Here is a 23,450-nt window from a genome sequence, read left to right as displayed (position 1 = left end):
ATTTAGTTTTCTAATGAAAGACTATCTTTTGTTTTATTTATCCAATTGATTACTTCCTCTTTTTGAGCAGGTGTTACTATTGCATTTTTATGAAGTAACGTGTAGGACGCTAAGGGCATTTCATCAGACTTTATTTGTTTGATGATAGCTTCTAATTTGTTTTCTTGTTTTCGCTTGGAGTACTTTCCAAACTCATTAAAGTTTAAATCTTTCTTTCCATCTTTAATATGATTCTCCATAAAAAACCGTGCTGGTTGAATGTATGAATACCAAGGATAATTGGTATTGTTACTGTGACAATCGTAGCAAGATGTCCGTAAAATAGTTTCAACATTTTTAGGAACATCGTACATTTTTGTGAAATTTGCAGTTAATTCCTGCTCATAACTTTCATTACGAGTAGGTTGATATAACTGCATCAACAAAAAAATAACAAACCCAATTATGAGTATTTTCTTGATGATTTTTTTCATTTTATAATTGTTTTTTCATAGAACCACAAGTAAGCATTTTCGAACCGTAGTAAGGATTTTTTATTTCTTTGCTTTCACTTATCCAAATTGCACCTTTTCCTTCATTATACATAGGACAAAAGTCTTGATATAGTTTTTGTTTTGCTCCAAATATTTTTATCAAATCATTCACATCTTTACTCAACATCGCAAAATGTTCTCTTTGGTGGTCAATTTTTCCAACATTATCGCCAATGTGTTCTGCGTGTTCTTTAGCATCATCAGTAATATCAATATATTCTGTTTTCAATTTTGGATCTATTGTATTGGTATTGACTTTATTGAAAGTTGCATATAATGCTTTACCCGCATTGGCTGCTCCTGTTGTATCGTCTTTTGTTAGTGCGTTTTTTAGTTTTAAATAATCAGAAATTATTTCATTTGTAGAAAATGTTGTTTGGGTAACCGATGTAGCTTCAGTATTAACTTTAACTGTTGTTGCATCATCGTGACTATGACTACCATCAGTATGATCATGAGCTGCTTCATTTTGTACAACTGGTTCGGTTAATTCCATTCCACATTTTGAACATTTTTCTCCTTTTTTTCCTGTTACTTCGGGGTGCATAGAACACGCATATAATTGTGAAGTACTTTCTGTTTTTTCTGAATCAGTTGTTACAGCTTCTTTATTTTTTTGGTTACAAGAAACTAGTACAAATGCCATTGCTATGGCTGAAAGAATTAAATTTTTCATTTTATTATTTTTTTAAATTGTTATTGTTGGTATTGGCAACATTTTTATAGCATCATTAATCCTCGTAATTGTAATCATAAGCGCACCGTCTATAAATTAACGCGATGCGCATTGAATTAAGTAAACTAAAAGGAAATTTAAAATTTATAGACTGGTTTATTTTTTCTTACCCTCCATTTTAGTCATTTCCATTCCGCATTTAGGGCACTTTCCTGCTTTATCAGAAGTTTGACCATCCGTTTTGCACACGTATTTTGTAACAACTTCACTGCTTGATTGACTTCCCTTGACAGCGTGATCATATTTTCTCTCAGTAGTTTTTACCATTTCCATCCCACATTTGGCACATTTTCCATTTTCTAAACCCACTTCATCAGGATGCATCGGACAAGTGTAAGTTGCTTTTTGAACTTCTTCTTTAGTCATATCCATCCCACATTTTGAACATTTTCCTGGTTGATTGGAAGTTGTGCCATCCATACTACAAACATATTTTGTAACAACCTCACTGCCTGCCTGACTTCCCTTTACAGCGTGATTGAATTTTCGTTCCGTGGTTTTTACCATTTCCATACCACATTTGGCACATTTCCCATTTTCTAAACTTACCTTTCCAGGATGCATCGGGCAAGTGTAAGTTTCCTTTTGGATTTCTTTTTTAGCCATTTCCATTCCGCATTTCGGACATTTCCCTGGTTCATTGGAAGTTGTACCATCCATACTACAAACATATTTTGTAACAACCTCACTGGTTGCTTGACTTCCCTTTACAGCGTGATTGAATTTTCGTTCCGTGGTTTTCACCATTTTCATTCCACATTTGCTACACCCTCCTGCTGTTAAACTCACTTCATCTGGATGCATCGGACAGCTGTAAGTTGTTTTTTGAGCCTCTTTTTTTGAGGGTTTTGTAACATTTTGAGCTGATGCTGCTGTGCTAACTGCTAAGAATACGCTTAGTACGATAATTAATGTTTTCATCTTTATATTGTTTTTAAATATTACTTAATTGTTTCAACTGTTTTACCACAGCTCAACATTTGTGAACCATAATAAGGGTTTTTAACCGCATTTTCTTTGCTTAACCAATTAGCATCTTGCATTGGGCAATACTGATAATAAACGGGTGCTGTTAATTTTGAAACTTTTATCAATTCATGCATATTTTTAGATAATGATTTGAAAAGTTCCCTTTGCTTCTTGATGTCTTGTGTTTTAGAAATATTTTTAGCACTAGCAGTTAAACTTTTCAAAACTTTCATCCAGACGGTATGCTCCGCTGTTTTTAAGTTTTCCATTTTTACAGAAGTGATCGCTGTTAGTAAGTCCTTTGACTTTACAGAAGCCGTTTTACCATCAGTTTTTACCAAAGCATCTTTCAATAAGAAATAATTATCGAAAACTGGTTTCGATTGGTTCTCAGTTATTTGTTGTGTTTTAGTGTTTTTAATTTGCGCAGTGGAAACCACGACTGATAACAATAGAGTTATTGCCATCATTGTTTTTTTTAATGATTTCATTGTAAAATAATTTTAAATTGAATTAGTTAAACAAGAACAAAATGACAGCACAACAAAGCCAGCCTTTTGAAAATGAAATTAACTGAGAAAGTAAATGATTTAAAGCAATAATTGCTTTTGATTTGACACAATTATGGCTATCAAATTTAAAATTCAGCCTATTTTTGGTATAAGCCATAAAGAATTGAAACCAGAAGAAATGGAGGTTTCGTAATTGTAAAAATTTTGTTTTTCTGAAAAGAAATTAAAAATATTTTTATTAAATTTCAATATATTAATAGAAACGGATGTGTTGCAAGAAGAAGCACAACCACATTTACAGTGGCTACATTTTCCTCCGCAACCCTCGTCGTTTTTAGTTTTTGAATGACTATTGTCTTTACAACAATCATCTATGTCCATTTTTGAGGAAGTCTCTTTTGAAGAAGAATGTTTCGATGAATTATTTTCACACGCAAAAGTTACTGCTGGCATCAAGAGGAAACCAAGAACAACGATTAATAAAATGTGAAACTTTTTCATTTATGTAAAAAATCTAAATATTGTACCAAAGGTAGAGAAATAATCTTAATACACGCTAAAGACTTACTGATTTTTTTTACTACTACTTAGCTTTGATTTTTATTCTCATTAAAAGTATTATTAGGGAAGCGAATAGATAAAGACTAACTCCTTTATTATTTAAAAAAAACAACTTTTAAAATATTTTAATTTTAGTAGAATAATGGTTTGAACTATATAAATTTCACCTAAAGTATAAACCTCAAAAGTCCTTTGATTTTGGAGGTTTTTTCATAGTTCGAAAATTAGTTCGAAATTTTTCTAGTATTTATGATTGTCTAGATTTGCAGGAACTGCTGATTCGATTACCGTAAACGTAAAAAACTGTTTGCAATTGATTTTTACAGCTTTTCAAATCCTATTAAATTTTTATTTTAGTTCTTGCATGTACTACAAATCCATATAGTAGAACATAAATATCTTTAAAGACAGGATTTGCCTTTCGCATCTAAATAACCATTAATATTGCAAACTGATAAATATTATTGGGAAAAGGAGTAAACATTAGCGGACTATCAACATTCGTATAAAAGAATAATTGGTTCAATGTTAAAGATATATCTTCAGTTAAATTGATTTTATAATTAACCTCAAAATTAACCTCAAAATTAACCCCATAACTTATTTCAAGTTTATTGAGGTCAGTGTTTATAGGCATTACATTTTGATACCGAATACGTTCGATTTCCTCTGTAAAAATGGTTGGTGTTTTATAACCCAATCCGCCACCAATTCTTGATGTTAGCTTGGAATTGATTTTAAATGGAGTCGGAATTCGTGGTATGAGAGAAAATCCGTAATCAACAACATAATCACCTCTATGACCTGTCTCGATATCCGACCATTCTTTAGCTTTTACAATATTTTGAACAAAAGCTCCATAAGTATATTTAAAACTTTCTAATTAATAGAATAAAACAGATTTAAATCCATAAAAAAAGCGCAAAGTTTGTGACCTTGCGCAGCTTTTAGAGAAATATATTTTTTGGAAAGTACATCTTTGCAGAGCGCAGGGATGGAGAAGGCGTCTCAAGCGTTGTAGATATTTCCTCAAACACCAATAAATTTAAAAAAAATAGTTTTAGTGCAGGAATAAACATGATAAATGCCGATGTATATTCAAAGTTCAAAATCTCCGAAAAAAGTTTCATAGAAATTTCAGGAAGAAAATCCATAACCGATTTAGTAAAAACACCTACCTACAAAGAATATTATAATAAAGTCTTCCAAAATACAAGTATTACAAATTTTTCCAGTAATCAAAATATAGATTATTTAGGTGACGAAAAATTTAATTTTTACGATATTACGGCTAAATATTCTCAACAAATTGGATAAAAAGACCATTTTATTTTAGATTTTATTACAATTAACGATCAACTTAAAATTTTTCAACCAACCAACGTCAGTTATCAAATTCAGTCTGAAAATAATATTTTATATCAAAAAAATTACGGAAGTAATCTCTCATGTATACGAAACTGGAATACTAAAAATAGCTCTTATTTAAATGTGTATACTTCGTCCTATGTGCTTAATGCCGAAAAAAACCAAATATAAGATAATCAAATTGTAAAACAAAAAAATGAAGTGTTAGACAATGGCTTCAAGCTTGAAAATAGTCATACAATCAATTCGAAATTTACTCATAAAAATGGATATCAATTCAACGAAATTGGTACCATAAATTTAGATGAAGTAAACAGCCCTATATTTTACAGAAGAATTAAAGAAGTTTTACGAATTCATGCACTCATAGTTGAAGCAAAATATAATGATACTTTATCCAAAATATATTTTAATGCAGGATTGCGATTAAACTATATCGAACAATTCAAAAAAAAACTTTTAGAACCACGATTACAGTTTAATTATGCAATTACAAAATATTTTAATTTAGAAGTATTAGGAGAATTTAAAAGTCAAAATTCTTATCAGGTTATTGATCTGCAAAACGATTATTTTGGTATTGAAAAAAGAAGGTGGATATTGGCAAACAACAACGATCCCTATTCAAAGAAGTAAACAAGCATCAATTAGTTTATTTTACAACAAAAATAATTGGTTATTTACTTTAGATAATTTTTATAAAAAAGTAACCGGAATTAATAGCTCGAGTCAAGAATTTCAAAATCAATTAGAATTTGTAAAAACTAATGGCGATTATGAAGTTTTAGGAATGGAAATGCTGGTTCAAAAAAAGATAAATCATTTTATTACTTGGTTTAGTTATACTTACAATACTAATAATTATCACTTTCCAAATTTCGAACAACCTGTATTTCCAAATAACTTTAAATTAGACCATATTATTTCCTGGGCTGGTATCTATGAAAGAAAAAATCTAAAAATAGCACTGGGTTCAAAGTGGTATTCTGGAAAACCCGAGACCACTCCTATGAGTTCAACTATAAATTACAGTAATTTCTGCAATCCAAAGATTGATTACAATACCCCAAACAATAAAATACTCAATGACTTTTTTCAAGTTAATTTTTCGGCAACATACAAATGGGAAAGCTTAGATCAAATTCAATATAAATTGGGGTTATCGCTATTGAATGCATTGAATCGAAAAAATGAAATCAATGAATATTATAGAATAAATACGATTACCAATTCTATTGAAGATGTAAAAACTTTTTCACTTCGACGCACTCCAAATTTAAGCTTTAGAATAACGTACTAAACCTTGACGGTTGTTGTTATTTGATCTTATATACTTACCACAAATGAAATTGATTCATTTCTTCCATCAGATGCCCATATCCCTAAACCTGGATAAAATAAAGGTCGTTTAGTGAAATATTGCTTATTAAAAACATTATTCAAACTTGCTTTAATTTCAAATTTGGAATTTATTCTTATCGTTGAATTGAGATCAAATATTCCATATGAAGGAACTAAACCAATTGCTCCGGTTGCTGTTGGCGTAAGTGTATTTAATGCATCGGCAAAACTTGTGGCTGTATAACTATAGAGTCCCGACAAACTTATTTTCCAATAATGAACTGAAATTACATTTCTGGAAATTATATTTGGTACACTTTCAATTTTGTTGCCTTCAATATTTACATTTGAATTTCCTGTTTTAAGATTTCCTGTTGTGTAGTGACTCAAAAAGAAGCTTCGCAAATAATTGGAATAACCGAAAAAAACAGCGGGAGCTTGGAAAAAAAACACTACCTTCTATTATTTATAGTCAGCAAAGAAAATGATATCCAAAAAAAATATCAGCTGCTTTAAATGAGCCAAATTCAACTACTTCTGACATCGCCAAATTAACAGATGCTGCAGTTAAATTAGAGAAGTGCATCCAATATACAGTAAATAATCCCTTTTATGTATAATCCCTTCATGAAAATTTCACAATCAAATTAATTTTAAAAATGTAGCTTAACTTAATGTGCAGTTTTTATTTTCATATCCAGTAGGTCACTAATGTAATTTTTGAGGTAATAACTTAAAAATTATAATATGTTTATATTTTGCTTCTAATCTCAAAAAGTTGTATTCTATATGAATTCTAGATATTGACAATCCCAAAAATTAATTTACGCCTTTTAATAATTTAATTTTCGGATTTTTCATTTAACAATTATAGTCAAAATATAGGCTATTAGTCCAGTTAAATACGATCAAGGAATTCCTTATTAATAGGCTTTACCTGAAAGCAAACTACATTTTTATCACCGTTTGCACGGGCGATGTCATCATCATCGATGGTTGATGAAATAATGAATGCCTTGCAATGTTTTTTTAAATTGGTTGGCAGTTTATCATAAGCCTCCAAAAATTCAAATCCCGACATGAGCGGCATGTATATATCTATAAAAATTATTTGAGGTAAAACAGAAATATTGTCCTGATTGTCCTGTAAATATTTTAGGGCTTCTTTTGCAGCTGAATATTCTAAGACAATTTTTGCAAAATTATTTTTGGTAATCATACGTGATGAGATGTAAAGGTCAATGAAGTTGTCATCAATAATCATTACTTTTTTAAATTTAGGATGTAATTCTTCTATCATGGTTTTAAATTTTTTAACGTAACAATAAAGACAGTTCCAACACCTTCTTTCGAGTGAATCTGAATGGTGCCCTGCAATATTCCAACAGTATCCTTTACAATATATAACCCAATGCCGGATCCATCTTTTTTACCTGACAGGCGAAAAAACATATCAAATATTTTAGTGTGATACGTTGGCGCTATCCCGATACCATTATCGGTTATGCTGAGCTGTAGCTTTTTATGGTCTGACTGCCCAATTATTTTTACATATCTGCCCGATTCTTCTTTCTTGTGGTATTTTATGGCATTGGAAATAAGGTTTTCCAGAATGGTATTAAAGCGCAGCCTGTCCGTATAAAATGACTGTTGCTCCTTGATGTCAATTTCAAAAACAATTCCTTTAGCCTCTTTCATACTGTGAAGTGAATCCACAATATCAGCAGCAGTTTTCTGTAACGGAATTTTTTCTACTTCCAATCCAGTGCGTTTATTTCTAGAATAACTGAGAATGTTTTTAATAAATTCATCCAGGCGGTTTATACTGTTACGAATCATCTTTACATGTTCAAGAGTATCCGTTTCCTTGCTTTCTTCTTCAATAAAAGAAATCAGCCCTAGAATAGAGGTAAGCGGGGAACGCAAATCATGAGAGATGCTGTATACAAAACGATCCAGTTCAGTGTTGGTTTTGATGAGTTCTTTGTTGGTAATGGATAATTCTATTGTACGGTTTTCTTTTTCCTCGTTTTGAAAAGCAAGTTCTTTATTTTGCTGCTCGAGTTGTAATTTGGCCAATTTTATTTCGGTTACATCATGTGCTATACCGAATAAACCGATCGGTTTTCCGTTTTGGTCAAATTCAAACCTGCATTCTGAATCGATGTGTTTTATTGTCCCATCTTTCAAAATGATTCGGTTATTTAAAACACTATTACTTAATGTTCTTTGAGATTCATTAACTATTGTCATTACATTATCCATATCGTCAGGATGGATAAAAGATATCCAGTTAGAATATGACTGTTTGTTATCCTTGGGCGAAAGTCCATAAATACGGCATGTTTCATCAGACCACAAAGCTATTCCTGTTTCAAAATTGAGCTCCCAACCGCCGAGACGTGCTATTGCCTGTGCGTCTTTTAATCTGGATTCACTTTGTAAAAGGCTTTCTTCTGCTTTTTTACGTTCGGTGATGTCGTTTGAAAGAATAAACCGTGCCGGGCCTCCTTCATAAATGATTTCATGCGCATTAATTTCAGCCGGAAAAATAGTTCCGTCTTTCTTCTGATGATTCCAAATTCCCTTATTGAAATTTGTGGGGTCATATTCAAAAGATTTATTATATTGTCTAAACGATTCTTGTTCCTCTTCCGGTCTTATGTCTATTGCAGTCATAGAAAGGAATTCCTCCCGGCTGTATCCATATTGCAGGATGGCCATTTTATTTACGTCCAGGAATTTAAACGTTTTTAAATCCGTTATCCACATCGGGACGGGATTGTTTTCAAAGAGAGATCGATGTCGTTTTTCGCTTTCTTCTATTTTTTTGCGGGATAATACCTGTTCCGTTACATCATTGGCAAAGAAAAAAATGCCATCAATAGTGCCATTAATATCTCTGTGCGCCTGGCAGATAAAATTCAAATAGGTATCCACCAGTTTTCCGTTTCCATGGAAATCAAATTTTACCAGCATTTCATCGGCTGAAAAGGTTTCACCGGTTTGAAATACGGTATCTAAAAATTCGAAAATGCCCTGCGCTTCCAGTTCTGGCAAGACTTCTTTTACCGTCTTGCCAATGATATTTTTTTTACCAATTAAATGCAAATAATGCTCATTGGTCAATTCATATACATGGTTGGGTCCCTTTAAAATCCCCATGCAGGAAGGCGCCTGTAAAAACAAATCCTGAAAGCGTTGTTTCTCCACTCCAAAAGCTTTTTCCAGTTTTATTTTCTTCGTTGGATCTTTGGCAATACTCCCGTTTTTATGGATGTATCTATTTTCAAACATAGTTCCCGGCACTCCGATTTTAACATCCGAATCCGAATTTTTGGTGTTTTCAGCATCTGCTTGGAATACTAAATCTATATAATTTTTGCCAATTAATTCCTCGGGCTTGTACCCCCAAAGGCTTTCCGATGAAGTACTTATGTGAACAAAATTTCCTTGCTGATCACCGGTACAGATCACATCTAAAGAGTAATCCATTACTTTTTTTACATCGATTAATTCTTTTTTAGTTTGTGCAGCCTCTTTCAATGCGCGGTTTATTTTATCGGCTAAAGTTTCAAGTCGCTCTTTTAGCACAAAATCGGTGGCTCCGTTTTTTATCAGCGCGACCTCATTTTCTTCACCGATGGATTCCGAAATAAAAATAAACGGCGTTCTTGGCAGCAGTTTTTCTTTTAACTCAAATGCAATAGTACCTTCAAAAGACGGGAGAGTATAATTTGAAAGTATGATATCTGGTTTGAAATTACGTAGTTTTTTTTTGTAATCTTTTTCTGTTTGTACAATTTCCGCGATATAATTTAAATTGCCAATTTTCAACGCATGTTGAATCAATCCAATATCAGTGGGATCATGTTCGACAATTAATATTTTAGTTTTCATAGGCGTCATTAAATTTTAAGATCGTTTTTAGGAAAACAACCTATATATTGGAAACTGTTTGAATTTATTAATTTTCAATCTTTTATTTTTGGATTATAAACTATTAATAGGGTTTTAATGTGCAATAATACGGTCAAGGAATTCTTTTATAATGGGTTTAACCCGAAAGGCGACTACGTTTTTATCACTGCGTGCCTGGGCTATGTCATCATCATTAATTGTTGATGAAATAATGAACACCCTGCAATGGTTTTTTAAAGCAAATGATAGATTATCATACTCCTTTAAAAATTCGAACCCTGACATCTCAGACATGTATATATCTACAAAAATTATCTGCGGCAGCACGGGAATATTTTCCTGATTATCCTGCAAATATTTTAGAGCTTCTTTTGCAACCGAATACTCTAATACTTTTTTTCCAAAATTGTTTTTGGTAATCATTCGTGATGAGATATAAAGGTCTATGATGTTGTTATCGATAATCATTACTCTTTCAAATTTTGGTTTTAATTCGTTTGTCATTTTTTCAAATTTTTTAATGTAATAATAAAGTCCGTTCCAACACCTTCTTCCGACTGAATCTGAATGGTGCCCTGCAATATCCCAACAGTATCCTTTACGATATATAACCCAATGCCGGATCCATCTTTGTTACCTGACAGGCGAAAAAACATATCAAATATTTTAGTTTGATGTGCTGATGCTATCCCGATACCGTTATCGGCTATACTGAACTGCAGTTTTTCATGATCTGATTGTCCTGTTATTTTTATATACCTGCCTGATTTGTCTTTCTGATGGTATTTTATAGCATTGGAAATAAGATTTTCCAATATGGTATTAAAGCGTAGCTTGTCGGAATAAAACGGCTGTTGCTCCTTGATGTCAATTTCAAAATGAATTCCTTTCGCCTCTTTCATACTGCGAAGTGAATCCACAATGTCAACAGTTGTTTTCTGTAAAGAAATTTTTTCTATTTCCAGCCCCATGCGGTTGTTTCGAGAATAGTTGAGAATGTTTTTAATGAATTCATCCAAGCGATTGATGCTATTGCGAATCATAATTATATGTTCAAGGGTATCTGCTTCTTGGCTTTCTTCTTCTATAAAAGAAATCAGCCCAAGAATGGACGTTAGTGGGGAACGCAAATCGTGCGATACGCTGTAAACAAATCGATCCAGTTCTGTATTTGTTTTGATAAGTTCTTTATTCTTCTGTTCAAGATTTTGTTCTGCTTTTTTATGTGCGGTAATGTCGAATTGGGTAACAACAAACTGATAGGGTTTGCCTTCTTCATTCAGAAAGGGGGTAATGGTAGTGTCTACCCAATAAATAGTTCCATCTTTTGCTTTATTTTTGATTTCCCCTTTCCATAGTTTTCCATTTGCCATAGTTTTCCAGATACTTTGAAAGAATTCTTTAGAATGATATTCTGAACTGATAATGCTATAATCCTGATTTATTAATTCTTTCCGGCTGTATTTTGAGATTTTACAGAAGTTATCATTTACATGTTTGATAATTCCTTTATGCTCTATAATTGCTACTATTGATGATTCATCCAATGCATATTTATAATAGGTAAGCTCTTTATTTAGTTGCTTAAGATTTAGTTCTGCTTTTTTACTTTCAGTAATGTCGGTAACCATAGCCAAACTTTCTTTATAAATACCCGCTTCATCAAAAAGTGGATTTGTAGAAATATGAGTCCAGACTTCTTTTCCAAATTTTGAGATATATTTAAATCGACTCTGTCTAGTATATTTTTCCTCTCTCCTGAGTAGTAATCTTTCTACAATTTGATTACCCCTATCATCCATAAAAAAATAAATATCTTTCCCTATCATTTCTTCTCGGGTATATTCAAGAATTTCCCCCATTTTCTTATTAACAAACCTGGTTAAGTAATTTTCATCAACTAGCCATATTCCTTTTTGGGCGGTTTCTACGATCTGGCGGTATTTTTTTTCACTTTCTTTCAGGGTTTGCTGTGCCACTTTATTTTCCGTAACATCAGTCAGCACATTAATAGCTCCTGTTATCTGGCTTTCAACATCAATAAAGGGTATTGAGTATGATGCCACATTTCGCTTTTCCCCATTGGGACGTTCGATAATTATTTCCTCGCCAACTATTACTTTTCCTTCCCTTAGCACTACTGCCATTGGACATGAATCAAGTGGAATTGGATTACCATCCATATCATAAATAGTACAGGATCCGCACCACATATCTTTTCCTATTTCAGGTTCTCTACCCCATAAGACCGTCGCTGCTTTATTGTATTTTATTATATGTCCTTCTGCATCGCAGGAATAGGTTGCCATGGGTAAATTTTGAAGGATTTCTTCATAGCGGTTTTCATTTGCTTCTATTTTTTTTCGGGATATGACTTGTTCGGATACATCTACGGCAATGAAAAAAACACCGTCAATATTGCCTTCCTTATTTCTATGTGCCTGATATAAGAAATTTGCATACATGTCAACAATTTCCCCATTATTCTCTTTGTCCAGTTTTATAAGCACTTCATTAGCTGAAAAATAGATACCTGTTTTATATACTTGATCTAATATTTCAATAAGCCCATTCGCTACAATTTCTGGTCGTACTTCTTTTACAGATTTACCAATAATATCTTTTTTACCAATTAATTCTAAGTAAAACCTGTTTACCATTTCATATACATGGTTTGGACCCTTTAAGATCCCCATGGAGAAAGGAGCTTGCAAAAACAAATCATAAAACCACTCTTTTTCAATTTTGGAAGCTTTTTCTAATTTTTTTTTCTTCGGAGTTTCCTTGGTTATGGAATAGTTTATATTTAAAGATGAATCTAATATTTTTTCAACTACAGTTGGTGTTTTTGTGCTTAATGTAGACTCTTTCAATAGGCGGTTTACTTTAGTGGTTAAATTAGAAAGGTTTTTTTTTAACACTAAATCTGTAACTCCTTTTTTAATAAGTTTAATAGCCTTTTCTTCACCAATGGATTCGGTAACAAAAATAAATGGCGTTTTTGGTGCTAACTTTTTCTTTAACTTAAATGCAGTAGCCCCATCAAAATAAGGAAAAGTATAATTTGATAGGATGATATCTGGTTTGAAATTATGAAGTGCCTTTTCATATTCATTTTCTGTCTGCACCATTTCTGATATATAATTGACATTCCCCTTTTTTAATTCGTGTTGAATCAATTCAATATCAGAGGGATCGTGTTCGACAATTAATATTTTAGTTTTCATGAGTATTATTACTTTTTAAAATAGTTTTTGGGAAGAAAAACTCAAAATTTATAATGTGTTATATTACTCTTTAAGCTTTATAAATTTATTGAAATCCTCCTGTCGTCTTTTGGCCACAGGTAAAATAGTTCCATTTGAAAATTCACAGAAATAACCATCTTTTTTTGAAATTTTAGAGATATGCCGAAGATTAATAATGAAAGAATGATGGATTCTAAAAAAATAGTTGTTGTCAAGAATGTTACTGTATTCCCCTAAATTTCTACTGGACATTATTTTTTTACCATTAAGTAGAAAAAAATAAGTGTATTTTCCATCTGCTTTACAAAAAATTATTTCCGACATGTGGATCAGTTCAATTTTATCTAATGACGAAACAGCTAAATATTCATTATTTTGATTAAAAGAGTTCAAAATATTAATGTTATTAATTTTTTGATTTTGATAAGAACACTCCATTTCAATTCTTTTAATTACTTTGTAAACGGCTAGAATAATAGCATTAAAATCGATTGGTTTTAAGATAAAATCTATTGCATTGTGCTTAAATGCTTTTACAGCATAATGTTCTTGTTCTGAGATGAATATCAATTTTGGAATACTAAATTCTAATTGTTCGAGCATTTCAAAAAAAGTATCATCTTTTAATATAATATCTAAGAAAATGACGTCTGGTTTTGTCAACTTTATTATATTTATTCCGGCGATTGTGGATAATGCGTCAGCAATTATTTTTATAATCATAAAGTTTTCTTCTTCAAATTTTTTTAAAATTATTAAAGTGTCTTTTTCTTCGGTTATGATTATTGCATTAATAGGCGTCATAGGCTGGAATTTGCAGTTAAAGGTTCAATTAACAATATAAATGCATAATTTAGAATATTCATTCTTAATGGTTTATGTAAATAACAAGTGTCAAATTTTAACTTTTTTAAAGTAATATATTAATTTATTATACGGTAAGTATTTTTTTTTTTTAAAAACAAAAGTAATAATCGTCCGGTATTTAAGCATAAGTGAGATGTAATACCCTTTATTGTGATTGTATTGATATTGAATTCACTCCAAATCGGTGGGGTCATTTTCGATAATTACTACTTCATTAATTACTACTTCATTTAAAATAAATACTATTGTTGAGGCAGGCTAGCTGACCTTCAGTATAATTATTGATCGGACATCACTTTTTGAAATTCATCAGATTAATCCCATTTTACCAGAGGACAGATTAGACCCCGATTCATGATATTTGTGTCGATTTTAATATTCGTTATGTGGGTTAGTATTATATCAGTAATTTTTTTTCAGGCTCCCTTTATTTTCTTATGTAATAACAACTACTATGTCATTCACTTTGAATAGGTTATATTTATGTGATTGATTGTAAGTGTGTGCCTTTTTTTGACGGAATGGTTGCCTTTTTTAAAATGAAACCTAATGCTGTATTACGACCTTTAATATTGAAAGTTTGGTTTAAAGCTGCTTGTCTAGATACTTATTTTGGATGCAGTATAAATTTTAGTTGTTTAGCAACGTCTCCATCACTATTGATGCCAATAGTGAATCGGAAAGAATCAGAATTAGAACCCATGTTCAAATAATCCAATTGCGTGCGATCTAATGCTGCGGTGTAATTTCCGGGACGCAACCCAAGAAAACTAAAATGGCCGTCGGATTTTGAAAGCAATGAGGTGACAAATATATTGTTGTCATCATAAATATTTATTTTGATGCCTCCCAACTCGTATAAATTACCATACATCTTCAGCGAAACCTCACCTACAGCTTCTTGTAAACTCATTCTTTCCCCATTGTAAAAAGGAACTATAAAAGCATTTTTAAACCCGAGTTCCTGAAGATCTCTTTTTATTTTTCTGATTTCATCAACGGTATTGGCTTCTCCCCAAGTGTATTTGTACAAACCTTCATGCTGATACATTTCAATTCCTTTTAAGGTTTTAAATGAGTTAGAGGATAAAGATTGTTTCTTTTTTGAAGTCATTAGCTGAACCTTGAAAGCCAGCCCTTTTTGGGAAATTATTTTATCGCCGTTTGCATCAGGCTTTTGGTATTTATTGTCGTTTGTTTCCAATAAAAACTTCAGTTTAGCTTTAGCATCTCCATTATCACTGGCAATACTGAATCGGTGAACCGGGACCTTTACAGTCATTTGTGCTTCCTCTAATTGCTCGCTATCTAATTGCGCGGTGTAATCTCCCGACTTTAAGCCCAGAACCGTGAAAGTTCCGTCCGCTTCCGAAAGGGTGGAGGTTGTCATTGTATTATTAGAGTCGTAAATATGGACTCTGATTCCGCCAATCCCATCTAAATTTTCACTTTTAAAGAAAACTACGCCGGTAATTTTGCCGGAGTTAATTCTCACTTCATTATAAAAAGGGACTACAAAGGCTTTAGGAAATCCCTGATAGCGCAGCTTCTTTCTAATCTCATCTGCTTCCGCTATCGATTTGCTGTTACCGATGGTGTATTTATACATTCCCTTATGTTTATACTCTTTTACGCTCTTCAAACCTTTGAAAATCGGATCAGATAAAGCCTTTTTCTTTTTTGAAGCCAGAAGTTGGTTTTTGAAAACTAATCCTTCTTCCGGACTGTTTCCATACTGATCTTCTTTATCAGCAACCGTATCGGGATGGTCTACTTGTGATTTTTGAAAAGCAGCTTCTAATAAATCAGCCGCATTTTTTTTATTGATCACATCGGCTTTTTCCATGCTTGTCCTTTTTTGATGATAAAAGGGTACCACAAAAGTCCCATAGAATCCCTTGGAACGCAATTTGTTTTTTAGCTTGTTCGCTTTTGCCAATGATTTGCTGATACCGATCGTGTATTTATACAATTTTTTATGCAGGTATACTTTCAAGCCTTTTAATCCTTTAAAAATTGGATCTGTCAAAGCCATCTTCTTTTTGGAAGCCAAAACCTGGGTCTTAAAAATTAGCCCTTCTTCGATGGTATTTTCAGATAGTTGCGGTGTAACTGAATCGATAACTGGAATTACAGGTTCTATGACCGGGGCAGCTGTTTCTTGTGGGGCAGCCCCTAGCGGAACAGCTGTATTCTTTTTGCGAAGGACTTTAGCTTCCTGCTCACTTATTCTTTTATTGTCATTAAAAGGCACTACAAAAGCGCCAAAGAATCCTCTGGAACGCAGCTTATTTTTATGCTTGTTCGTTTCCCCGGTCGATGCATTGCTGCCCACCGTATATTTATACAATCCATTATGAAGGTATTCTTTAATTTCCTTCAGCCCTTTGAAAAAAGGATCGGTCAACGCCACTTTTGTTTTGGTAGCCAAAAGCTGTGTTTTATAAATTAATCCTTCTTCGGGACTGCTTTCATGTTGTTCTTCTGTACTTGCATCGATTGCAAAAGTAGCGGAGTTGGAGATCCCGGATTGTGATTTTATAGAAGCAGCTGCTAACAGAATGGCTGCGTTCTTTTTGTTAATTGCTTCGGCTTCTTGTCTGCTGATCCTTCTATTTTTATAAAAAAGGACCACAAAAGCATCAGCATAACCTTCCGAACGTAACTTCTTTTTAATTTTGTTGGCTTCACTACGCGAGGTGCTGGAGCCCCAAGTATAGTTGAAAACACCATGGTATTCATATTCAACTATTTCTTTCTTGTTTTTGAACCAAGGATGGTTTAACGCGAGTTGCGTTTTAGAGGACAGCAATTGCACACGATAAACGATTTTTTCGCCATGCGCTATGGAATCGGTTGGTACTTTAGAAACGGTAACAGCTGCTGGTTTATCTGGAATATCCGATGGAATAATTTCAGTATCCAATTTTTCAATTTTTCCTTTATGCAGCACAAATTCAAGATTGTCCACAATGGCGCCATCCGCTCCATTCTTAATTTCAAAAGCTGCGCTGGCGGGTGCTGCCTTCATCTGTAATTTTTGTAATTGCAGCGAATCTATTTTTGCCGAATACCTGCCTGATTTTAAACCCAGGAAACTAAAATACCCGTCGGGTTCCGAAAGAATGGTGGTCAGAACATTATCACTATCATAAATATTGATTTTCAAACCGCCGGTTCCAATTAGTTTCCCATTTTCATTTCTGTTCACCGTTCCCCCCATTTCTCCGACTACAACAACGGGGATTTCAATTATTTTTAATTGATTGGGGTTTAGTGTAATATTTAGGGCTTTGTTGGTTACTCGCCACGCAATGTTATTGATGCTGTTGGTGTTGAGTTCCACATGGTTTTTTATATACGGCTCTAATCCGGTAATAATCGTGCTGCCGTCTTTGGCACTGATCTGTCTGCCGCCGCCATTCACTAGAATCTGTATGCCAATTACGGGAGGTTCATTGGGGTCTCGTTTTCCATTGCCGTTGGTATCCAAAAAAGGAATGAATTTCATGCTTGCCATTCCTACACTTGCTTTATTATTAAAATCTATAAAATCTGCTTTGGGCTCATAAATCTGGCTGCCGCTGGCCGACTGAGAAAACGAAGCCTGATTTTTGGTAAAACTGCTCGAAAAACTGCTGCTTAAATGATCGAAATCATATCGGAAACCCATTTGCAGATAACTGCTGTTGGTTTTGAAATTCTGATCAAAAGAAACCTGAGCAAAGCCTTTTTTGAACACCTGTTTTTTCAGTTCGGCTCTCAATGAAGTGATGCCGTCAGCATTGTAATCGTATCGTAGCTGAGGGATTAAAACGAATCCTTTTGGGAGGCGGAGCGAAGTGGACAGGTTGCTGTAAATAAACGGTTTGCCGGTAGCGGAATAAAATAAATTGGTAGTAAAATTAAAGTTTAGTCCATAGCCCGTTCCAGACAATAAAAGCTCTGAAGTGGTGTATTTAGTGGTGTTGAACAAATTTTTCTCCATAGACAAACGGGAATTACCCGAAAAATGAGCTGTATGAAACGGGAAGGACAGCGTCGCCTTGCGCATTTCGGAATAATTGAAACGGATGGCCTGCTGGGTCTTGTCATATTTAGCATAATCCACCTCCAGACGGAGATTATTGGCGGCAGTATAGTTCAGTTTCCCGTTATACATCACATTAGGATAATACCCTCCCGAGATAAACAATTGGGGTGCCACCCGAACTGATGTATTTAAAAAAGGAATAATTTTTTGGTTTACTAAAGATGAAACGTATTCAACACCGCCTCCAATGGTGATACGGTCAGAAAGTCCATAGTTTACTTTTGCATTCGCAAAAAGACTGTTTTTGCCGTCTTCGATTAGTCCGGAACTCAGGATGTATTCCATTTTTTTGGCAGGAAGAAATTGAAAAGGAATCACAAATTGTTTACCGGAAATCTGTTCTTCACCCCAAGGACCGTAATACCGCAGCGAAATTTCAGTGCGCCCGTACATCAGCGGAACATTAAAGGAGAAAAAACCGTTAGCATCGGCTTTGATATAATCGACCAACACATTGTTGATATAGAGCTCCACCATCCAGTCCGGTTGGGTGTGATCGCTTAAGGCATAGGTGCCGAAAGATTTTCTGATTTGGGTGGGTGCATTGGTGATTTGTCCGCCGACAACCGGATACAAAATAGTAGCCGTTGACGACGCGGCTATTTTTCCCAATGTGATTTGGCTTATGTATTTATTGTTTTCATTGACATACCGCCATTGGTAATATTGGTTTTTTAATACAAAAGGCTGATTGCTACCGTAGTTAAGCGCGCTTGTCAGTTCCCCTCCGGCAAGCATGCCTCCCAAATTTAAAAGCAGTCTTTCAGAGTGGGCGCCATTGGTTTGCTGGTTGGTATTCACGGCCCAATTTACGGTTCCAAAGTGAAACAGGGGTTTGTCCCTGACTAGGGTTGTATCGGCAGTAAATTCGTTTTTGATTTTGTTGATATTGGCTCGTAGCTGCATGATACGGGCTTCTCTGATGGCCGGTAATTCTAGTTTTGAGGACATAGAAACCGACAAATTTCTAAAGCTAAAGTTATTTTCGAGTTCAAAAATCGTATTAAAATAAGACGCTTTCAGGAATAAATTGGTAGTTGTTCGAATTAAATCACCCGGTTGTAGCAGAATTACCCTGCCTTTATAGGTGATCTGGCCAGCGTTTTCATCAATTTTGAAAGCGTTGTCCTGTAGGATAAAAAAACCTTTAATGATGCTATAATTGGTATTGGTGGTGTTTTTAATCTGTAAAAAATCAAAAATAGTGGGTACAGAAAGATACACTTCCTTGCCACAGATTATCGAAGGCAGCTCGGTACTGCCAATGTATTTCACCTGAAGCGACAACAGCACTTCATCGCAGTCGCGTCCTTGAGCGTTGGCAGAAGAATGCAAACTTGCTAATAGGATAAAAAATAGACATAAAAAGGTGCCGGACTTGTACGTAAACAATCCGAAGAAAGAAGTCCACTGGCTAAGTGGAATATGTTTTTTTTGAATACACTTACCCATTATATATTTTAACAGGCCATACGCTATCTACAGTAAGACAGGCGGCAGCAATTAAGGGATTCAGTCCAAGAGCAGCTATTGTGGTGGGCAGTAAAATAGATAAACTTGCCTTTAAGGAATACATGGGTGATGTATTTTAGGGTGTTACAAACGCAGGGTGGCTTCAGCATATTTAGTGCCTTTGTTTTGTGGGGAATAAATGACCTGAAGCTGGCCTTTTGTATAATCGGTCTTTTGGTCCGTACTCAATTTTATCTTGGTTCGGCGTAAATTTCCCGGCGTGTACACGGCAAAACCTTTTACGGTGGCTGCGGGGGTGGTCTTTCCTTCGGGCGAAATATGGTTGACCTGTAAGTCGCCATAGCAGGACCTGTCGCCGCTGCGGTTAAAATCCAGGGAAAGCGTTCTGCCGTCTTCGGACTGTTGCACTGCCAAATTCGAAAGCGTCACCGCTGTGGTGGATTCTCCTATGGTAATGATATTGGCAATCGAAATTCCAAAAACCGGTATTATACTGATGCTCATGCCCTCTTGTTTATGGGTTGGATCTTCTTTCTCTAAAGCCTTGTTTTTTGGCACGGCACGGAAATAAAGATGAGATCGGTATTCCCCTTGTTGCAGTTCATTAGTTTTTATTAGCTGTATTTTTACAGTTTGCGATTCATTGGGGGCAAGCGTAATCATGCGGGGGTAAAACCGCAAATAAGGAGACGCAAAGCGCTGGTCGGGTTCCGGTGCTTCAATAGCAATAAATTTGCCGTCCTGATCCATTTTTATCTCGCTGTACGACAGTTTATAGGTGGCAGTATCTTTACCAATATTGGACAGGTTTATATTCTGCACCCTGTTTTGGATGCCGTCAAAGGTGATACGTTTTGGAAAAATCATCAAATCCCCTTGTGCCATTAAGGAATTGGCAAAGGATAAAAACAGTAGTAACAGCAGTAAAATTTTCTCTTTCATGGGATGTCATTCATTAGTTTAGTACTCAATTTTAGTATAGACAGCAAAGGTATAGATGAAAAAAAAAAGTATGTAAAACGACCTTTTAGTTTGACTAATTATAATTTACCGTCACTTGAAAACCTGTGGTATTGGTATAGGAACCTGTGGTTTGTGAGGCTCCAACATTTAACGTTGCTCCCACAAAAACAGTCTGTGTTCCAGCTGTTAAAATACCGGTTGCAGAAGGTGTGCTGGTAAAGGCGTTAACAACCATGGATGCAGGGCCAACTTCGGATTCAGAAAGTGTGAAATTTGCGGGTAACGTAATTGCATAGGTATAACCAGGCTCACCAGTTACTGTAAATTGAGCCGCAGTAACAGTTCCGGTAAAGGAGGGCAGGATTATCCCTCCTGAAGGAGTTCTTGATCCTGAAGTAGATAAAAGCACTGTGCCACCACCGGATGAAGCCGCTATAGTACCAAAATTCATGTCTGTGTTTTTCGAAATGGAGATAGGAACCTGCGCCATTAAAGAACCGGCAAAGGGTAAAAAAAACAGTAACAGCAGTAAAATTTTCTCTTTCATGGGAGTCCTTGTTTCATTGATTCCGCTTTGGGTTTTGCCAGGAAAAGCAACAACAGTAAAAAACTAAAAAAAAAGGGCGCTCCAAAAATGGAACACCCTTTTTTTAGTAGAATTTAGTTATAATTTACTGTAACAGCAAAACCTGTTGTATTGGCATATAAACCAGCAACTTGTGAACCAGTAACGTTAAGTGTTGCGCCAACGTAAACAATTTGTGAACCAGCTGTTAAAGTACCGGTTGCAGAAGGTGTGCTGGTAAAAGTACTAACAGTCATCGTTTCGAGAGTTGTAGCTTTAGTAAGCGTAAGAGCAGCCGCAGGCAACGTAATCGCATACGTGTATACACCCTCTCCTGATACCGTAAATTTAGCAGCAGTAGGCGTTCCTGTGACTGCTGGTAAAGTAACACCACCAGAAGGAGTTCTTGTTGGGGTAGCTGAAGCAGTCATAAGCACAGTCCCTGCAGTACTTGAAACTGCCACGTTACCAAAATACATATCTACATTTTTAGCAATCGCAATTGGAGCCACAATAGTAGCCGTTGTAGGAGCGTTTGCAGTTACTTGTGCTGAAGCAGTTGCTGAAAAGGCAATCGATAAGGTAATGATTGCAATAATTGAAGTAATTTTTTTCATAATAGAAAAGGATTTGGGGGGTTAAAAATATTTTTTTGTTTTTGTATATCAATAATTAAAACCAACCATTGATTATTAATTAGAGTGCAAATAGATACAATTGTTTTCTATATCTAAAACGAAAAGTAATAATTGGATAGTAACCGGCTTAACTGGTCATTAAAGTGTTTTTTGGTAATGAGTAAAAAAAACATTTAGACTTATGCAAAGATTAAAACTGCTTTATAGGTTCAATTAAAGAGAAATGTATTTGATTTTTAAAGGATAAATGATTTCAAAAACAAAGCAGAAGCATTTTTTAGAATAAAAAAAACTTCTGCTTTGTTTAGACTATTTTATTAACAGCTACAATTACATCATCCATATCTGTGGGATGTATCATAACGTCACTTGCAATGTAAATTAAAAAGATTTTTTTTTATTTTAAAACGAAATAATACAGAGATGTAATAACAATAACTGATAATTAAAGTGATTTGATATAAAATAGAATTATATAAAGTTTGGATTGCAGTTTTTTATAATTGCACCCCTCCCGCACAAACAGTGTCCTAATCTGAATTTAAAAGGAATGAATTTTTATTTTTAATAAATAATTTGTAACTCAATAAAAATAAAATATTATTATTGAATTCAAAATACACGTTCTTTAAGTAATCGTTAAAATAATGGTTTACTATTTGTTTGTTTGTTTGTTTGTTTGTTTGTTTGTTTTTACAACAAATTTGCTGGTCAGTATTATTTAAATTTTAATCTTTATTACTTAATAATAAAATATCAGTAAAAATATTTTATTGGGCTTTTCCAAAGATCTATTTAATATAAAAAACTGAAATATTAAATTTATTATTAAGCCCTATTTTTTTTCGAATAAAAAGAAATTCTAAATGCAATTCCTAAAGAAAATGTACATATAATCCCTATAATAACCATTGGAATCATACATAAATCGGTAACTGATGCGGAAGGCTCCTCGAAACCTGGAGGTGGTGGTGGCGTACAGAAAGCTTCAGTGACAGTAGCAATGGTAAAAACTAACACAAATAGGATTGTTTTATATTGAATATTTGTTTTTTTCATATTTGAGGTTAAAATTCAAACTGTGAATTTTGTTTAGGATTGTATTTTTAAGATTAAAATTGAAAAGTATTGTTCATTCATAAAGGTTAGATAAGACAGGGAATGTTATTCATTAGTCTATACTAATTTAAATTGCAGCGACTAATAATATAATGTAAATTAAAAGGAATATTTTTTAAATGTAAAATGAGAAGTAGTAACTGTCTTTTAATAGGTATAATCGGTTATTAAATAGTTTTAATGATATGTTATAAATAGATTGAATCACATAAATATTTAGAGTGCCTATTTTCAATGCAAATGTATTTCGACAAAAATAGTAATCAATTTGCTGCTTTGAAACTGGATTAAATTTTTATTTTTTGCAATGTAAGCGTCCGACCAAGCACATCTTGTTTGTTTAAATAAGTGGATTCCGGAGCAAACTGTACATTCTATTCCGGGCAAAGTGAACAGTTTGAGTATTCCGCTGCAAAGGTCACCACTATTGTGGAGTAAAAACTTGGATCAATGGCCCAGTGGATATTTCGGTTCGATTTGTGCCACTTATTCTGGATAAAGTGAATTGACCCTTTAAGCTCAGAAGAACCAGATCTTGTTTGA

At 34.0% G+C, this 23,450-nt stretch carries 19 protein-coding genes; 3 read left to right on the top strand and 16 right to left on the bottom strand.

Features of this window, described 5'->3' with window-relative positions; translation table 11 throughout:
• Nucleotides 1-2: 2 nt before the first annotated feature.
• The 5 genes from ACM55M_RS04385 to ACM55M_RS04365 all read right to left on the bottom strand — a co-directional run bounded on the left by ACM55M_RS04385 (nucleotide 3) and on the right by ACM55M_RS04365 (nucleotide 3,251).
• Entirely contained in the window at nucleotides 3-473 is a 471-nt protein-coding gene (locus ACM55M_RS04385; protein ID WP_416856330.1) for a heme-binding domain-containing protein, read from the bottom strand.
• A 1-nt stretch (nucleotide 474) separates the two neighbouring features.
• Nucleotides 475-1,209, bottom strand: a complete 735-nt coding sequence (locus ACM55M_RS04380) for a DUF3347 domain-containing protein (protein WP_416856329.1) — start codon at nucleotides 1,207-1,209, stop codon at nucleotides 475-477.
• A gap of 156 nt (nucleotides 1,210-1,365) precedes the next feature.
• Complete coding sequence (locus ACM55M_RS04375; protein WP_416856328.1) at nucleotides 1,366-2,190, bottom strand: heavy metal-binding domain-containing protein; 825 nt, start codon at nucleotides 2,188-2,190, stop codon at nucleotides 1,366-1,368.
• Nucleotides 2,191-2,210: 20 nt separating this feature from the next.
• Complete coding sequence (locus tag ACM55M_RS04370) at nucleotides 2,211-2,729, bottom strand: DUF3347 domain-containing protein (RefSeq protein WP_416856327.1); 519 nt, start codon at nucleotides 2,727-2,729, stop codon at nucleotides 2,211-2,213.
• Nucleotides 2,730-2,882: 153 nt separating this feature from the next.
• Entirely contained in the window at nucleotides 2,883-3,251 is a 369-nt protein-coding gene (locus ACM55M_RS04365) for a hypothetical protein (RefSeq protein ID WP_416856326.1), read from the bottom strand.
• A 1,137-nt stretch (nucleotides 3,252-4,388) separates the two neighbouring features.
• Between ACM55M_RS04365 and ACM55M_RS04360 the strand changes: the two genes are divergently transcribed.
• The 3 genes from ACM55M_RS04360 (at nucleotide 4,389) to ACM55M_RS04350 (ending at nucleotide 5,979) form a co-directional block, all read left to right on the top strand.
• Nucleotides 4,389-4,628, top strand: coding sequence for a hypothetical protein (locus ACM55M_RS04360; RefSeq protein WP_416856325.1), 240 nt, complete (start codon nucleotides 4,389-4,391; stop codon nucleotides 4,626-4,628).
• 252 nt (nucleotides 4,629-4,880) lie between these two features.
• A complete protein-coding gene (locus tag ACM55M_RS04355; protein ID WP_416856323.1) occupies nucleotides 4,881-5,315 on the top strand; it encodes a hypothetical protein in 435 nt (144 codons plus the stop codon).
• Entirely contained in the window at nucleotides 5,260-5,979 is a 720-nt protein-coding gene (locus tag ACM55M_RS04350; RefSeq protein ID WP_416856322.1) for a TonB-dependent receptor, read from the top strand. The genes ACM55M_RS04355 and ACM55M_RS04350 overlap by 56 nt, the downstream gene beginning before the upstream one ends.
• A gap of 26 nt (nucleotides 5,980-6,005) precedes the next feature.
• Here the strand turns inward: ACM55M_RS04350 and ACM55M_RS04345 are convergent, their stop codons facing one another.
• From ACM55M_RS04345 to ACM55M_RS04295, 11 genes are all read right to left on the bottom strand, one after another.
• A complete protein-coding gene (locus ACM55M_RS04345) occupies nucleotides 6,006-6,410 on the bottom strand; it encodes a hypothetical protein (protein ID WP_416856321.1) in 405 nt (134 codons plus the stop codon).
• A 508-nt stretch (nucleotides 6,411-6,918) separates the two neighbouring features.
• The gene (locus ACM55M_RS04340; protein WP_416856320.1) at nucleotides 6,919-7,320 is read right to left on the bottom strand and encodes a response regulator; all 402 of its coding nucleotides are present in this window, start codon (nucleotides 7,318-7,320) and stop codon (nucleotides 6,919-6,921) included.
• Nucleotides 7,317-9,920, bottom strand: a complete 2,604-nt coding sequence (locus ACM55M_RS04335) for a PAS domain S-box protein (RefSeq protein ID WP_416856319.1) — start codon at nucleotides 9,918-9,920, stop codon at nucleotides 7,317-7,319. Before ACM55M_RS04335 ends, ACM55M_RS04340 begins: the two co-directional genes overlap by 4 nt.
• 114 nt (nucleotides 9,921-10,034) lie before the next feature.
• Entirely contained in the window at nucleotides 10,035-10,445 is a 411-nt protein-coding gene (locus tag ACM55M_RS04330) for a response regulator (RefSeq protein WP_416856318.1), read from the bottom strand.
• A complete protein-coding gene (locus ACM55M_RS04325) occupies nucleotides 10,442-13,168 on the bottom strand; it encodes a PAS domain S-box protein (RefSeq protein WP_416856317.1) in 2,727 nt (908 codons plus the stop codon). The genes ACM55M_RS04330 and ACM55M_RS04325 overlap by 4 nt, the downstream gene beginning before the upstream one ends.
• Before the next feature lie 63 nt (nucleotides 13,169-13,231).
• Nucleotides 13,232-13,993 carry a LytR/AlgR family response regulator transcription factor gene (locus ACM55M_RS04320; RefSeq protein WP_416856316.1) on the bottom strand — a complete coding sequence of 254 codons (762 nt, stop codon included), beginning with the start codon at nucleotides 13,991-13,993 and terminating at the stop codon, nucleotides 13,232-13,234.
• Nucleotides 13,994-14,663: 670 nt separating this feature from the next.
• On the bottom strand, nucleotides 14,664-19,601 hold the full coding sequence (locus ACM55M_RS04315) for a hypothetical protein (RefSeq protein ID WP_416856315.1): 4,938 nt from the start codon (nucleotides 19,599-19,601) through the stop codon (nucleotides 14,664-14,666).
• Nucleotides 19,602-19,745: 144 nt separating this feature from the next.
• Nucleotides 19,746-20,564, bottom strand: coding sequence for a fimbrial biogenesis chaperone (locus ACM55M_RS04310; RefSeq protein ID WP_416856313.1), 819 nt, complete (start codon nucleotides 20,562-20,564; stop codon nucleotides 19,746-19,748).
• Nucleotides 20,565-20,658: 94 nt separating this feature from the next.
• Entirely contained in the window at nucleotides 20,659-21,132 is a 474-nt protein-coding gene (locus ACM55M_RS04305; protein WP_416856312.1) for a DUF4402 domain-containing protein, read from the bottom strand.
• 113 nt (nucleotides 21,133-21,245) lie between these two features.
• Nucleotides 21,246-21,767 (bottom strand): DUF4402 domain-containing protein, encoded by a 522-nt coding sequence (locus ACM55M_RS04300; protein ID WP_416856311.1) that lies wholly within the window; start codon nucleotides 21,765-21,767, stop codon nucleotides 21,246-21,248.
• Nucleotides 21,768-22,616: 849 nt separating this feature from the next.
• Nucleotides 22,617-22,847, bottom strand: a complete 231-nt coding sequence (locus ACM55M_RS04295) for a hypothetical protein (RefSeq protein WP_416856310.1) — start codon at nucleotides 22,845-22,847, stop codon at nucleotides 22,617-22,619.
• Nucleotides 22,848-23,450: the final 603 nt, after the last annotated feature.

The sequence above is a fragment of the Flavobacterium galactosi genome (assembly GCF_048158585.1).
Taxonomy (GTDB): Bacteria; Bacteroidota; Bacteroidia; order Flavobacteriales; family Flavobacteriaceae; genus Flavobacterium; species Flavobacterium galactosi.
This window is presented reverse-complemented; position numbering and strand designations above follow the sequence as displayed.